12 protein-coding genes are annotated in these 14,605 nt (G+C 71.9%); 4 read left to right on the top strand and 8 right to left on the bottom strand.

Annotation, left to right across the window (positions count from 1 at the left end; all coding sequences use genetic code 11):
* Positions 1–37: 37 nt before the first annotated feature.
* Together ACSDR0_RS14345 and ACSDR0_RS14340 are read right to left on the bottom strand one after the other, a co-directional pair.
* Entirely contained in the window at positions 38–2,140 is a 2,103-nt protein-coding gene (locus ACSDR0_RS14345) for a 3-hydroxyacyl-CoA dehydrogenase NAD-binding domain-containing protein (protein ID WP_435289273.1), read from the bottom strand.
* A complete protein-coding gene (locus ACSDR0_RS14340) occupies positions 2,137–3,336 on the bottom strand; it encodes a thiolase family protein (RefSeq protein ID WP_435289272.1) in 1,200 nt (399 codons plus the stop codon). Before ACSDR0_RS14340 ends, ACSDR0_RS14345 begins: the two co-directional genes overlap by 4 nt.
* Before the next feature lie 145 nt (positions 3,337–3,481).
* Between ACSDR0_RS14340 and ACSDR0_RS14335 the strand changes: the two genes are divergently transcribed.
* Positions 3,482–4,531: a LacI family DNA-binding transcriptional regulator gene (locus tag ACSDR0_RS14335; RefSeq protein WP_435289318.1), complete on the top strand. Its 1,050-nt coding sequence runs from the start codon at positions 3,482–3,484 to the stop codon at positions 4,529–4,531.
* Positions 4,532–4,650: 119 nt separating this feature from the next.
* Here ACSDR0_RS14335 and ACSDR0_RS14330 read toward each other — a convergent pair whose 3' ends face one another.
* From ACSDR0_RS14330 to ACSDR0_RS14315, 4 genes are all read right to left on the bottom strand, one after another.
* Complete coding sequence (locus ACSDR0_RS14330; protein ID WP_435289271.1) at positions 4,651–5,397, bottom strand: hypothetical protein; 747 nt, start codon at positions 5,395–5,397, stop codon at positions 4,651–4,653.
* Positions 5,398–5,523: 126 nt separating this feature from the next.
* The gene (locus ACSDR0_RS14325) at positions 5,524–6,369 is read right to left on the bottom strand and encodes a sugar phosphate isomerase/epimerase family protein (RefSeq protein ID WP_435289270.1); all 846 of its coding nucleotides are present in this window, start codon (positions 6,367–6,369) and stop codon (positions 5,524–5,526) included.
* Positions 6,366–7,502 (bottom strand): dihydrodipicolinate synthase family protein, encoded by a 1,137-nt coding sequence (locus ACSDR0_RS14320; RefSeq protein ID WP_435289269.1) that lies wholly within the window; start codon positions 7,500–7,502, stop codon positions 6,366–6,368. Before ACSDR0_RS14320 ends, ACSDR0_RS14325 begins: the two co-directional genes overlap by 4 nt.
* The gene (locus ACSDR0_RS14315; protein WP_435289268.1) at positions 7,502–8,644 is read right to left on the bottom strand and encodes a Gfo/Idh/MocA family protein; all 1,143 of its coding nucleotides are present in this window, start codon (positions 8,642–8,644) and stop codon (positions 7,502–7,504) included. Before ACSDR0_RS14315 ends, ACSDR0_RS14320 begins: the two co-directional genes overlap by 1 nt.
* Positions 8,645–8,872: 228 nt before the next feature.
* Here ACSDR0_RS14315 and ACSDR0_RS14310 point away from each other — a divergent pair, with 228 nt between their 5' ends.
* The 3 genes from ACSDR0_RS14310 to ACSDR0_RS14300 all read left to right on the top strand — a co-directional run bounded on the left by ACSDR0_RS14310 (position 8,873) and on the right by ACSDR0_RS14300 (position 10,775).
* Entirely contained in the window at positions 8,873–9,427 is a 555-nt protein-coding gene (locus tag ACSDR0_RS14310) for a PadR family transcriptional regulator (protein WP_435289267.1), read from the top strand.
* A 7-nt stretch (positions 9,428–9,434) separates the two neighbouring features.
* On the top strand, positions 9,435–9,857 hold the full coding sequence (locus ACSDR0_RS14305; RefSeq protein WP_435289266.1) for a hypothetical protein: 423 nt from the start codon (positions 9,435–9,437) through the stop codon (positions 9,855–9,857).
* Between the two features lie 285 nt (positions 9,858–10,142).
* Entirely contained in the window at positions 10,143–10,775 is a 633-nt protein-coding gene (locus tag ACSDR0_RS14300) for an HNH endonuclease family protein (protein ID WP_435289265.1), read from the top strand.
* Between the two features lie 170 nt (positions 10,776–10,945).
* On the opposite strand, the gene ACSDR0_RS14295 is transcribed toward ACSDR0_RS14300, so the two are convergent.
* Together ACSDR0_RS14295 and ACSDR0_RS14290 are read right to left on the bottom strand one after the other, a co-directional pair.
* A complete protein-coding gene (locus ACSDR0_RS14295; RefSeq protein ID WP_435289264.1) occupies positions 10,946–13,723 on the bottom strand; it encodes a discoidin domain-containing protein in 2,778 nt (925 codons plus the stop codon).
* A 147-nt stretch (positions 13,724–13,870) separates the two neighbouring features.
* Positions 13,871–14,353 (bottom strand): hypothetical protein, encoded by a 483-nt coding sequence (locus ACSDR0_RS14290; protein WP_435289263.1) that lies wholly within the window; start codon positions 14,351–14,353, stop codon positions 13,871–13,873.
* Between the last annotated feature and the right edge of the window lie 252 nt (positions 14,354–14,605).

Below are 14,605 nucleotides of genomic sequence, written 5' to 3'. Positions count from 1 at the left end.
CTGCCGCGGGAGGACAGGGGGGCCGTACGGGGAGACGTCAGGCGGGGACCGAGGCCACGCCCGGCGGCAGGAAGCGCGGCTCGGCGATACCGGCCCGGTCGAGGTACGGGGTGACGCCGCCCAGGTGGAACGGCCAGCCCGCACCGAGGATCATGCACAGGTCGATGTCCTGGGGAGCCGAGACCACGCCCTCCTGGAGCATGAGGCGGATCTCCTCGGCCAGGGCCCGCAGCGCCCGGAGCCGTACCTCCTCCGCCGTCGACGGGGAGGTGCCGCCGGTGAAGAGGGCCACCGCCTCGGGGTCCAGCGAGAAGTCCGGCGCGTAGACGCCCGGCTTGCCCGCCGCGACCAGCCGGGCGAGGTTCTCCGACACCCCGTAGCGGGCCGGGAAGGCCTCGTGCATCGTCTCGGCGACGTGCAGCGCCACCGCGGGACCGACGAGCTGCATCAGCGCGAACGGGGTCATCGGCAGGCCGAGCCCGTCCAGCGCGTGGTCGGCGACCTCCAGCGGGGTGCCCTCGTCGACGGCGCCGATGACCTCGCCCATGAAGCGCGTCAGCAGGCGGTTGACCACGAACGCGGGCGCGTCCTTGACCAGCACGGACGACTTCTTCAGCGACCGGCCGACGGAGAAGGCCGTGGCGAGCGTCGCGTCGTCGGTCTCCGCCCCCCGGACGATCTCCAGCAGCGGCATCACCGCGACCGGGTTGAAGAAGTGGAAGCCCACGACGCGCTCCGGGTGGCGCAGTCCCGAGGCCATCTCGGTCAGCGACAGCGAGGAGGTGTTCGTGGCCAGCACGCACTCGGCGGAGACGACCTCCTCCACCTCGGCGAACACCTTCCGCTTGACCTTCATGTCCTCGAACACGGCCTCGATGACGAAGTCGGCGTCGGCGAACGCGTCCTTGGTCAGCGAGCCGGTCACCAGGGCCTTGAGCCGGTTGGCCTGGTCGGCGGAGACGCGTCCCTTGCCGAGCAGCTTGTCCACCTCGGCGTGGACGTAGCCGACGCCCTTGTCCAGCCGGTCCCGGTCCAGGTCGGTCAGCACGACCGGGACCTCCAGGCGGCGGGCGAACAGCAGCGCCATCTGCGAGGCCATCAGGCCCGCGCCGACGACGCCGACCTTGGTGACCGGGCGGGCCAGCGCCTTGTCGGGGGCGCCCGCGGGCTTCTTGGCCCGCCGCTGGACCAGGTCGAAGGAGTACAGGCCGGCGCGGAGCTCGTCGCCCATGAGGAGGTCGGCCAGGGCCTGGTCCTCGGCGTCGAAGCCCTCGTCGCGCGAGGCGGTGCGGGCCAGCTCGACCAGCTCCAGCGCCCGGTACGGGGCCGGGGAGGCGCCGTGCAGCCGCATGTCGAGCAGGAAGCGCGCGTCGGCGACCGTCTTGGCCCAGTCGTCCCCGGTGTGGTCGGTACGGGAGACCGTCACGTCGCCGCGCAGCACCTGGGCGGCCCAGCGCAGCGACTCCTCCAGGAAGTCGGCGGGCTCGAACATCGCGTCGGCGACACCGAGCGCGAATGCCTCCCTGCCCTTGATCATGCGGTTCTGCGAGAGCGGGTTCTCGACGATCAGCTTGACGGCCGCGGCCGGGCCGATCAGGCGGGGCAGCAGCTGGGTGCCGCCCCAGCCGGGGACCAGGCCGAGGAAGCACTCGGGCAGCGCCACGGCGGGCACGCCCGAGGAGATGGTCCGGTACGTGCAGTGCAGCGCGACCTCCAGGCCGCCGCCCATGGCCGCGCCGTTGACGAAAGCGAACGACGGCACGTCCAGCTCGCCCAGGCGGCGGAACACGTCGTGCCCCAGCTTGCCGATCCGGAGCGCCTGGTCCCGCTCGGAGACCATCGCGGCGCCCTTGAGGTCGGCGCCGACGGCGAAGACGAACGGCTTGCCGACGACGCCCACGGCCGCCAGGTCGCCGCGCTCGGCGACCGCGTCCAGGGCCTCGCCCAGCGAGGTCAGCCCGCCGGGGCCGAACGTCGACGGTTTGGTGTGGTCGAAACCGTTGTCCAGCGTGATCAGGGCCATGATGCCCGCCCCGTACGGCAGCTCCACGTCGCGGACGGCCGCCCGGGTGACGACCTCGTCGGCGAAGAGCCGGGTGATGTCCGTAGCGCTCGTGGTGCCCGTCTTGATGTCCGTCACTTCTCGCCCTCCCAGCCGAGGTTCTCCCAGATGACCGTTCCGCCCATGCCCAGGCCCACGCACATCGTGGTCACGCCGTAGCGGACGTCGGGGCGCTCGCCGAACTCGTGGGCGAGCTGCGTCATCAGGCGCACCCCGGAGGAGGCCAGCGGGTGGCCGAAGGCGATGGCGCCGCCGTAGGGGTTCACCCTGGGGTCGTCGTCGGCGATGCCGAAGTGCTCCAGGAACGCCAGCACCTGCACGGCGAACGCCTCGTTGATCTCGAACAGCCCCATGTCGGAGATGGAGAGCCCGGCCAGGCGCAGCGCCCGCTCGGTGGACGGGATCGGCCCGACACCCATCACCTCGGGGTCCACGCCCGCGAAGGCGTACGAGACCAGGCGCATTTTCGGCGCGAGACCGAGCTCCTCCGCGACGTCGGCGGCGGCCACGACGCAGCCGGTGGCGCCGTCGTTGATGCCGGAGGCGTTGCCGGCGGTGACCCGGCCGTGCGAGCGGAACGGGGTCTTCAGCCCGGCGAGACCCTCCAGCGTGGTGCCGGGGCGGGGAGCCTCGTCGGCCGTGGCCAGCCCCCAGCCCTTCTCCGCCGACCTGGTCGCCATCGGGACCAGGTCGTCCTGGATCCTGCCGTCGGCGTACGCCTTGGCGACCTTCTCCTGGGAGGCGAGGGCGAAGGCGTCCGCGCGGTCCTTGGTGATGGAGGGGTAGCGGTCGTGGAGGTTCTCGGCGGTCATGCCCATGACGAGGGCGGAGCCGTCCACGAGCTGCTCGGCCAGGAAGCGGGGGTTGGGGTCGACGCCCTCGCCCATGGGGTGGCGGCCCATGTGCTCGACGCCGCCGGCGATGGCGACGTCGTAGGCGCCGAAGGCGATGCCGCCGGCGACCGAGGTCACCGCGGTCATCGCGCCCGCGCACATGCGGTCGATCGAGTAGCCGGGCACGGTCTTGGGCAGCCCGGCCAGGATCGCGGCGGAGCGGCCGAGGGTCAGGCCCTGGTCGCCGATCTGCGTGGTGGCCGCGATGGCCACCTCGTCGACGCGCTCGGGAGGCAGATTCGGGTTACGCCGGATCAGCTCGCGGATGACGCGGATCACCAGGTCGTCGGCGCGCGTCTCGGCGTACAGGCCCTTGGGGCCCGACCTGCCGAATGGCGTGCGCACACCGTCGACGAATACGACGTCACGAGACGAAGGCACGGGGTTCGCTCCTCGTTGCTGGATGGCTTCCCCCCTATGCTACTCGCGAGTAACAACGCTTGGCGCGGCCGGGGGAGCAAGAGGTGGGTAAGTTGTCCCCAAGAGTGTGCGGGCCTACGCTCCCACCTCGCGGGCCGTGTCCGGGATGCGGGGCGGGGGTAACTCTGGCAGACTTTGGAAAACGCTTTCCGGGAGGTTGTCGGTGGTCACGCTTGAGGATGTCGCCCGGCACGCGGGCGTCTCGCTCGCCACGGCGTCGCGGGTGCTCAACGGCAGCACCCGGCAGGTGGGCGCCCCCCTGCGGGCCAAGGTGGAGCTGGCCGCCGCCGAGCTGGGATACCGCACCAACGTGGCCGCGCAGACCCTCGCCAGGGGCGCCAGCAACGTGATCGGCCTGGTCGTCCACGACCTCACCGACCCCTACTTCGCCGCGATCGCCGACGGGGCCATGCGGGTCGCCGAGAGCCAGGGGCTCATGGTCATGATCGGCACCACCCACCGCGACCCCGAGCGGGAGATCGCCTACGTCTCGACGCTCAACGCCCAGCGGGTCCGCGCCGTGCTGCTCGTCGGCTCCAGGGTCACCGACCCGGAGACGACCCGGCGGCTCCGGGCGGAACTCGACCACTACCGGGAGTCGGGGGGCCGGGTCGCCTGCGTGGGCCAGAACCTGCTCGGCGTCGACACGGTGGTGCCGGACAACCGCAGGGGCGCCGCCGAGCTGGCCCGCGCCCTCGCCGGGCTGGGGCACAGGAACTTCGCCATCCTCGCCGGGCCCGACTGGCTGATCGCGCCCAGGGACAGGGTGGAGGGGTTCACCGGCGCGCTGGAGGAGCTCGGCCTGCCCGCGCCGCGCGTCCTGCACGGCTCCTTCGACCGGGAGGGCGGCTACGGGGCCGCCACCCAGGTGGCCGGGGTCACCTGCGTCTTCGCCGTCAACGACGTGATGGCGGTGGGCGCCCTGGCCTCCTTCAGGGACCGGGGCATCCGGGTGCCCGAGGACGTCTCCGTGGCCGGTTTCGACGACATCTTCACCCTGCGGGACCTGGTCCCCTCGCTGTCCACCGTACGGTTGCCGCTGGCCGACATGGGCGCCCGCGCGCTGGAGCTGGCCCTCGGCCCGTTCGAGGAGGCCAGGGCCGAGGCCGTGACCGGTGAGGTGATCCTCCGGGAGAGCACCCGCGGCCTGGGGTGAGGCGACGGGCCCCCTGTGGCGGGGGCGTCACGACAAGCGGCCCGGACACCCCGTGGGTGGCCGGGCCGGTCGTGTCGTAGGGGAACGCGGGGGGCGGGGAGACAGGGGGCGGGCGGGGCTCAGCGCATGCCGGGAACGGGGTTTCCCTGCTCGCTGATCGGCGGGGCCATGATCTGCCCGCGCAGCCAGCGAATCGTTCTGATGACCCCGTCGCCGTAGCCGGGGGAGTGCTGGCGGCCCCGGCCGAGCTGCCGGGAGACGTCCTCGGCCGCGCTCTCCTCCATGCCGAGGTTGAGGCCGGTCGGTCCGTGGATGGGGCGGGGCGTGTTGCGGACCGGGGACTTCCTGCGGGTGCCGAGCACCCATTCGCAGACGGCGATGGTGCCCGAGCACCATTCCTTCTCCCACTCGCCCGCCGCGTTGGGCATGCCCTGGCGGGCCAGCTCGGCGATCCTGCCGATCTCGGCCTCGGTGCGCAGGATCACGCCGCGGCCGCCGACCAGGTGTCCCCAGCCTTCGGAGGAGCGGCGGCCGGGGATGGGAAGCCCGTCCTTGGCGCCGATCAACCAGTTCAGGGTGCTGATGACCCCGTCGGCCGGCACGACCCGGCCTTCGCGCGGAACCCGCTCGGCGGCGTCGATCTCGGCGCGCGCCTCGGCGAGGGTGGGCGGGGATCCCGAGCTGGGGCGGCCGCTGATCGGTGCCTGCTCCCGCTTGCCCAGGGCCCAGAGGATCGCCTCTCCCTGGCCTGATGGGGCGGAGTCGGGGTTGGCGGCCTCCCACTCCCTGATCGCTTCCAACACGGCCATCACATGTTCCGGCGGCCGCTGTACGGCGGGGCTGGCTTCGCTTTCTGCGGTCGTCATACCCCTACCGTACGAGTACCTGCCATGTCACTCCAACGTGAAGTGGCAATCCGGGCCCGGCGAACGCGTTTTCCTCCCCGTTGGAACGGTCCCCCGCCGCGAAATGTCGTGGCGGGGGATCGCGCGTCAACCTCCGACGAACTCGGCGAAGGCGGCCTTGACCCTGGCCAGGATCTCGTCGGGGTCGGCGGCCCACACGTCGGCGTTGAAGATCTCCACCTCGATGTCCCCCGTGTAGCCCGCCTCGGCCACCGCGCGGGTCATCGGGGCGAAGTCGATCACGCCGTCGCCCATGACCCCCCGGCCGAGCAGCACGTCGGCGGGGAGCGGCGACAGGAAATCGCACACCTGGTAACTCGCGATCCGGCCCGAGGCCCTGGCGATCTGCTCTAGGACCCCCGGGTCCCACCACACGTGGAAGGTGTCGACGACGACGCCCACCTGCTCGGAGGGGTGCGCCTCGGCCAGGTTGAGCGCCTGGCCGAGCGTGGACAGCACGGCCCGGTCGGCGCAGTACATCGGGTGCAGCGGCTCCAGGGCCAGCCTCACCCCGCGCTCGCCCGCGTACGGGGCCAGCACGGCCAGCGCCTCGGCGACCCGCTCCCGCGCGGCGGGCAGGTCGCGGGAGATCGTGCCCAGCGGCTCGCCGGGCACCACGCCGGGCAGGCCGCCGACCACCATGACCAGGCAGGCGGCGTTCAGCGTCGCGGCCTCGTCGATCGCCCTGCGGTTGTCGTCCAGGGCCTTCGGCCCTCCGGAGGTGAGGAACCCGCCCCGGCACAGCGACGACACCCGCAGCCCGGCGTCCGCGACGAGCTTGACGGTCTCCTCCAGGCCCTGCGCGGCGACGTCCTGCCGCCACAGGCCGACGGCCTCGACGCCGTGCCGCACGCACCCGTCGACGGCCTCGGCCACCGACCACCGCTTCGTGGTCCACTGGTTCAGCGAGAAACGGCTCGTCCGCGCTCTCACAGCCCGTTCACCGCCAGCAGGGAGCGCATCCGGGAGACCGCCAGCTCGGGGTCGGCCAGCAGTCCGGCCCCGTCGGCCAGGCGGAACACCTCGGCCAGGTGGGGCAGGGACCTGGCCGCCTGGGCGCCGTTGACCATGCTGAAGGCGTCCTGGTGGCCGTTGAGCCACGCCAGGAAGACGATGCCCGTCTTGTAGTTGTACGTCGGGGCCTCGAAGATCTTCCGTGAGAGCGGGACGGTGGGCTCCATGATCTCGTCGTACCGCCCGAGGTCGCCCGCGTCGAGTTCCTCCAGGGCCGCGGCGGCGGCGGGGGCGATCGCGTCGAAGATCCCCAGCAGCGCGTGGCTGCCCGACTTGATCAGCGAGGGGTAGTTGAAGTCGTCGCCGGTGTAGAGCCGTACGCCCTCGGGCAGCGCCGCGCGCAGCCCGATCTCGTGCTCGGCGTCCAGCAGCGAGACCTTGACCCCGTCCACCTTCGCCGCGTGGTCGCGGATCAGGGACAGGAACGACGCGGTGGCCTCGGGCACGTCCCGCGAGCCCCAGTAGCCCGCCAGGTTCGGGTCGAACATCTCGCCCAGCCAGTGCAGGATCACCGGGCGGTCGACCCGCGAGAACAGCTCGCCGTAGACGCGGTGGTAGTCCTCCGGGCCCCGCGCGATCGCGGCCAGCTGGCGGCTCGCCATGACGATGACCCCGGCGCCCGCGTCCCGCACGGTCTCGATCTGCTCGGTGTAGGCCGCCACGACCTCGTCCAGGGTCTGAGCGCGCGGGGCCTGGTCGGTGCCCGCGCCGCAGGCCACCAGTGCCGCGGGGTCGCCGAAGGCCTTCGCCTCGGTGGCGCTGCGCCGGATCAGCTCGCGGGTGGCCGCCCAGTCGAGGCCCATGTTGCGCTGGGCGGTGTCCATGGCGTCGGCGATCCGCAGCCCGTACGACCACAGGTGGTGTCTGAAGCGCAGGGTGGCGTCCCAGTCGACGGCGGCGGGGGAGCCCGGGGTGTTGTCGCCGAGTGGGTCGGCGACCACGTGCGCGGCCGCGTAGACGGTGCGGCTCACGGCGGGGCCCGCGGGCCTGGCCCAGGTGACCGGCTCGCGCAGGGTGTGCTCCCCGCCGGGCAGCGCGATCCTCAGGGCCATCAGGGCTCCACCGGCAGGCGGCGGCCCTCGGCGGAGGAGCGCAGGCCCAGCTCGGCGAGGCGGACGCCGCGCGCGCCCGAGGCGAAGTCGTAGGGGAAGGGCGCGTCCTCGACCACGTGGCGGACGAACCGCTCCCACTGGATCTTGAAGCCGTTGTCGAACTCCGCGTTGTCGGGCACCTCCTGCCAGCCGTCCCTGAAGCGGGCGGTGGCGGGCAGGTCGGGGTTCCAGACCGGCTTGGGAGTGGTGGCGCGGTGCTGGATCCGGCAGTCGCGCAGGCCCGCGACGGCGCTGCCGTGCGTGCCGTCCACCTGGAACTCCACCAGTTCGTCGCGGTTCACCCTGACGTTCCAGGAGGAGTTGATCTGCGCGATGATCCCGCCCTCCAGCTCGAACACCCCGTAGGCGGCGTCGTCGGCGGTGGCCCGGTAGCTCTCGCCCCGCTCGTCCACCCGCTCGGGGATGTGGGTGACGGCCTGGGCGTAGACCGAGGTGATCCGGCCGAACAGGTTCTCCAGCACGTACGCCCAGTGCGGGAACATGTCGAGGACGATGCCGCCGCCGTCCTCGGCGCGGTAGTTCCACGACGGGCGCTGCGCGTCCTGCCAGTCGCCCTCGAACACCCAGTAGCCGAACTCGCCGCGCACCGACAGGATCCGGCCGAAGAAGCCGCCGTCGATCAGGCGCCTGAGCTTGAGCAGGCCCGGCAGGAAGAGCTTGTCCTGCACGACGCCGTTCTTCACGCCCCGGGCGGTCGCGGCCTCGGCCAGCGCCAGCGCGTCCTCGTACGTCTCCGCGGTCGGCTTCTCCGCGTAGACGTGCTTGCCCGCCTCGATCGCCGCGAGCACGGCCTTCACGCGGGCCTGGGTGACCTGGGCGTCGAAGTAGATCAGGTTGGCGTCGTCCGCGAGGGCGGTGTCGAGGTCGGTGGTCCAGGACTCGATGCCGTGGCCCTCCGCCAGCCTCTGCAACTTCTCGGCGTTGCGGCCTACCAGCACCGGCCTGAGCAGGACCCTCCTGTCGCCCGACAGTGTCACGCCACCCTGCTCGTTGATGGCCAGGACCGAGCGGACCAGGTGCTGGCGGTAGCCCATGCGGCCCGTGACACCGTTCATCACGACGCCGATGCTTTGCGGGGACATCTTTCTCCGACCTCCAAGGAAAGCGCTTTCCTTAACACCGTACGACAGGCGTCCCACCTGCGGCAAGCGCCGGAGCCCAGTTGAAGTGCCGTTGAGGTGCGGCCGGGGGCGGGAGGGCGTCCGCGGAGGCGGTGTACGGGCCGCTCCGAGGCTGGTGTGCGCCCCTCGCTCTCCCGTGGCGCGGGACCGGTAAACTCCGATCACCGATCGTCTAGAGGTGGGAGCAGGGTGTCGGCCATCCGGCTGCTGGTCCTCGGGGCCGTCCGTCAGCGTGGCCGGGCGCACGGCTACCAGGTGCGCGGCGACCTGGAGAGCTGGGGCGCTCACGAGTGGTCCACGGCCAAGCCCGGCTCGATCTACCACGCGCTCAGGCAGATGGCCAAGCAGGGGCTGCTGCGGGCCCACGAGATGGCGCCGAGCGCCGCGGGCGGGCCGCCGCGCGTGGAGTACGAGCTCACCGGCGAAGGTGATGCGGAGTTCCTGGGCATGTTGCGTACGGCCCTGGCCAGGCACGATCAGAAGATCGACGAGCTGACGGCCGGGGTGGGTTTCCTCACCTGCCTGCCCAGGGAAGAGGTGGTCGCGCTGCTGAAGGAGCGGCTGGCGGCCCTCGAGGGCTGGCGGGCGGAGGTCGCCCGCCACTGGACGTCCGACGACGCGGACTCCCGGGACTGGGAGCCGATCGCCGAGATCATGCGTCTGTGGACGCACTTCTCCGGCAGTGGTGCAGAGTGGACCCGCGGGCTGATCGAACGCCTGGAAAGGGACGCGCGCGCGTCCTGAGGGGGCCGTGCGGGCGCCTCCGGCCGCCCGGCGGGCGCCGGTTCACGGGGCCACGGTCGTCGACCCGGGAGGGAACTGGATCCGGATCTTCCCCTCGTCCAAGGACGCGAGCCGGGAGGAACCCTCGGGCGGCAGGCTCGCCACGGCGCTGCAGAACGCCGTCGTCATCGGCGACTCCCACGGGGATCACCGGCAGGCCGCCAAGATCCTCGACGGCGCGCTGGCGCGAGCGGGGGACGCGCCGAACGTGGAGCTCGTCGAGGCGCTCCTCTACCGCGCGGAGCTGGCCCTGACGCTCTCCGACCGCGAGCGGGCGGGCGAGCTGCTGGCCCGCGTCCGCGCGATCCCCCTGGACGCCGCCGAGCGGGAACGGCTGGCCGAGTCGCTGGCCGGCGCGGACGACATCGAGGCGGCCCTGGCGGCCGGCTGAGCACCAGGGGATTCCGGCGTTTCTCAGCGAAATTCCGGTGTTTACAGGATCTTCACGGCGCGTTCGCAGGGGAAAGGGCGGACCGCGAATTTCCGCGCGCCATGTCGTCGCAGATCAAACGTGTCCGATCTTGGATCAGGGCAGTATCCGACCAAGCACGTCCTGACTCGTCGTCAAACCATGACATTTCCGCATTTGTCATGAGTTGAGACGTTCCGTCTGTCCTCCTCTCGCCGTGCCCAGACCCCCCGACTGGCCGAGGTGGAGCGACAGAAGGGGCCACTCGTGAAACGAGTCGTCACCGGGATTTCCGCTGCCCTCACGGCAATTCTCCTCACCGTTTCCCTGACAACGGGGACGGCGTCGGCGACCCCGCCCAACATTCCCTCCGCGGCCACCGCCGCCAGCAGGCTCGCGACGCTCACCGTCGCCGCCGAGACCAACCAGTCCTCCTACGACCGGTCGTTGTTCAACCACTGGATCACCATCAGCGGCGCCTGCAACACCCGGGAGACGGTGCTCAAGAGGGACGGTACGGGAGTGGTCGTCAACTCCAGCTGCGTGGCCACCTCCGGCAGCTGGTACTCCCCGTTCGACGGCGCCACCTGGACCGCCGCGAGCGACGTCGACATCGACCACATGGTGCCGCTCGCCGAGGCGTGGCGCTCGGGCGCCTACGCCTGGACCAGCGCGCAGCGCCAGTCCTACGCCAACGACCTGGGCGGCCCCGAGCTGTGGGCGGTCACCGACAACGTCAACCAGGCCAAGGGCGACCAGGACCCCTCGACGTGGCAGCCGCCGCTGGGAAGCTTCGACTGCACCTACGCCAGGGCGTGGATCCAGGTGAAGTACTACTGGAAGCTGACGCTGCAGAGCTCGGAGAAGAGCGCCCTGCAGAGCATGCTCGCGAGCTGCTGAGCGTCCCGCCCCCTCACCGGGGGCGGGACACTCGCCGTGCGCGCGACCGGGAGATCCCGTGCCGGGTCCCGCGCCCCGGCTCAGGGGTGGGGGCGGGCCCCGGGATCTCCCGGTCGCGCGCACGGCCGCCGGTGACACCGGTCAGGCCGTACGGCTCGGGGAGGCGGAGGTCACGGGGCCGCGATGGAGTACGTCGCGCCCGCCTGGGTCGGGAAGGTGATCACGTTGCCGCTGACGGTGTGGGCCACCGTGCCGCCGCCGACCCGGTTGACCACGATCGTCTGGCCGGGCCAGGGGTGCTGCAGGCGTACCTGGCGGCCCGCCTCGCTGGTGATGTCGACGTAGGTCACCCGCCCGCCGGAGAACGCGCCGGAGACGACCAGGGCGTCCTTCTCCCGCAGCTTGACGAAGCTCGCGTTCCTGTTCGCCGGCCAGACGGGGAACACCCGCATGACGCCGCCGTCGCTCTGCAGCATCATGTTGTTGACCGCCTCGATCGCCCCGCCCTTCTCGATCCCGTGGTGGGGGTCCCGGACGAGCAGGTTGGCGTCCAGCTTGTTGTTGATCTCGTTCTTCAGCCTGTCGATCAGGCTCTGGGCCGGGTAGCCCACCCGCGCCGCCTGGGTGAACACCTTGGGGAAGCTGTTGTCCTGGCCCCAGGAGTTCATCGCGTCGAGCGTGTCGATCGCGGTCTGCCGGTCGGCCGCCGGGGAGTTGATCCCGAGGGCCTCGCCGGGGTGGACGAACTCCAGGTTGACGGTGTTGTCGCCCGGCCGGATGGCGCGGCCGTCGCTGAGCGTGCCCGGGTCGGCCAGCGCGTAGACCTTCCTGCCGTTGTGGGTCGTGGTCGGGATCGGCGCCAGGCGCTGCAGGATGTTCGTCCAGGTGGCCCGGTCGCCCGCGTCGACGTTGAGCTCCGCGCTCGCGTCGATCAGCGTCGACAGCAGGTTCCGCAGCAGCCCGAGGTCGGCGCTGGAGTTGCGTCCCCAGGTGCCCTCGTGCGGCCCGCCGTAGAGGTTGTAGCGCTGCGCGGCGGCGTCGTAGTCCAGGTAGTGCTGGAAGAAGGTGGCGACCTCCTTCATGAAGGGGTACGCCTTCGACGTCAGGAAGGTCCGGTCCCTGGTGTAGTCGTAGTAGGCGATGTACTGCGAGACGGTGAACAGCGAGTTGACCACCTGCTGGTGGTAGTTGTCGTCGGCGGTCGCGCCGAAGGGCGCGATGCCGACGGGGAAGAGCACCCCGCCGGGCACGCCGCCACTGGGGAACCGGGCGTTGACGTAGTCCGGCTTCACCCGCCTCAGGTCCTGCTGCGCCCGCCGCCTGGCCTCGGGCAGGTAGGCCTGCACCAGGTCGTAGTACGGCAGGGCGAGGTCGGTCCTGTTGCTGGAGTAGACGCCGTAGAAGTTGGCCATCCAGTTGTAGTTCAGGTGCATGTCACCGCTGAACTGGGGCGAGTCGGTGGTGGCCCAGATGCCGTAGAGGCCGGGGGCCGTCTTGCCCGCGCGGCTGGAGGAGCCGATCAGGTACAGCGACCCGTAGTAGAACCTCTCCAGCACGTCGTCGTTGAGGTCGACGTACGACCTGAGCCAGTACTGCTTCCACCACTCGACGTGCGCGGTGTAGAGCGTGTCGAGGGAGCCGCCGCTCTGGCCGTCCACCAGCGCGCGGGCGGCCGGTGCCGGGTCCGCCGGGTTCTGGCCGCCGCCGGCGACGCCCGTCACGACACGTACGGTCTGGCCGGGCGGCAGGTCGAAGACGACCGTCGCCGCGGGGCCGGACGCGGTGGGGCCTCCCACCGGGGTCGCGCCGATCAGCCGGGTGGCGAGGGAGGCCCTGGAGACCCACCTCGACCCCGAGGGGGTCTGGCGCGTCGCCCACGCCGTGGCGCCCGAGACGCCCGCCGTGTTGGTGAAGCCCGTCCTGGGGGCGGGCGACCCGGCGGAGGTCTGCGCCTTCAGCCGCACCGTGGAGGAGCCGAGAGACTGGATCTGGGTGACCACGAGGTTGTCGTTGGCGCCGGTCCAGGTCTTCATGGCCACCGGCACGCCGCCGATGGTCATCGAGGTGTCGATCTCGCCCTTGAGGATGTTCTGCTCCTCGAGGAAGGGCCCGGACGGCTGGGTGGGCCCTCCGGCCCCGTACAGCTCGATCTGGCCGATGCGGGCGCGGGGGTTGGCGGTGGAGTCCGGCGTCGTGCCCTGGGTCGGCTCGGTGATGTTCAGCCGCACGTAGCGGGCGGTGACCGAGGCGATCGTCCGGTCGCTGACGCCGCCGGTGTTGCCGCTCACTGTGTCCACGGTGGACCAGGCGTTGTTGTCGGAGCTGACCGAGACGGTGAAGTTCCTGGTGTTGTTGGCCGTCTCGGCGGGCCGGGCGGCGGAGTCGTGCCTGACGACGTAGCGGGTGAAGGTCTTGGCGGAGCCGAGGTCGAGGGTGATCGTCTGGGGTTTGCCGACCTCGGAGACCCAGCCCTCGTACCCGGAGCCCCACCCGCCGTTGACGGCCCGGCTCGGCGGGAAGCTCGGGTGGGAGCTCGACGCCGACGCCGAGGCGCCCAGCGCGAGGTTGCCCGGCGAGCCCGTGCCGGCGTTGGGGGAGATGGAGACCGAGCCCAGGGAGACCAGGGAGGGGTTGGGGTTGCCCGCCCAGAAGTTCCCCTTGGTGATGTGGAAGGTCTTGAAACCGTCACCTCCGGCGGAGGTGACGCCGACGTCGCCGTTGCCGAGCAGGGCGGTGCTCGGCATGGTGTTCGACACGGCGTTGGTGTACGCCTGGTTGGTCCACCTGCCCTTGATGCCGGAGAGCAGTTGCTGGACCTCGGTCCACTGCTGGGCGGGGGAGGGGGTCGCGGCCTGGGCCGGGGTGGCCGTCACGAGCGTGGCCGCGAGCGCGGCGGCCAGCGCGGCGGCGAGGAGGTTTCTGAGACGGGGTTGCCTTGTTCCGCTCACGGGGGGTGTCCCTTTCATGGGAGTGCGGGGGCTTTCTGAGTGTTTCTGCTGGTCCCGGGGTTCATCGCCGCCGGGTCAGGGGCGGTGTGTACGGGTCTGTGGCGGCCTCCTGCCTGGGGTTGGGGGCTTCGAGGAGATGGGTGGGGGTCAGTGCCGGTGGGTGTGGTCGGGTTGCCGGATGTCGCCGGGATGCTCGAAGCCCGGCAGGAGGACGGCCCTCGCGCACCGCGCGTCCGCCCACAGCGCGAAGCTCCGGCGGCGCCCGGCCTCCAGCAGGGCGGCCCTGATCCGCGGGGCGGCCCGCCGGAGCGTGACGGTCCCCGCCTGGAGCGGGCCCGTGACGAAGGTGTGGCGCTCGATCGGGCCCACGACGGCGTCCTCGGGCGCCGCGAACAGGGCCCTGTCGACCGCCTCGGCGAACTCGCCCCGGCGCACCAGATAGCGGCGGCCGCCGTTGACCGGACGGCCGTCGTAGTGGTGGGTCACCATGCGGGCGGGGCGGCCCCGGTACCTGTCCTGGTTGGCGGCGTAGTAGGCCGCCACCTCGCGGTCGCCGACCGTGACGCCGGCGGTCACCTCCCGGTAGAGGGCCTGCGCGAGAGGGCCGGCCGCCAGGACGGCGGCCAGCACGCTTCCGAGCTCCAGGCGCGCGGTGGCGTCCAGCTCCAGCGGGGGCGCCCGGGGGCTCGCAGGCCGCCGTCAGGCCGCGCCGCGCCGCCTCGTCGGCGACGACCTGCTCGGTGACGAGCAGCTGGACGGCCCAGCGGCGCAGCTGGCGGCCCTCGGTCGTGCCGTCGGCGGGCAGCAGGGAGCCGCGAGGCCCCGCCCGCAGCAGCCGGACGCGCTCCTCGACCCGGGCCACGGTCACGGGTGTCTCCCCGA

Origin of the sequence: Streptosporangium sp. G11, from assembly GCF_051192615.1 — a bacterium.
GTDB lineage: Bacteria > Actinomycetota > Actinomycetes > Streptosporangiales > Streptosporangiaceae > Streptosporangium.
The sequence above is the reverse complement of the archived record's forward strand: the minus strand, read 5'-3'. Positions and strand labels throughout refer to the sequence as shown.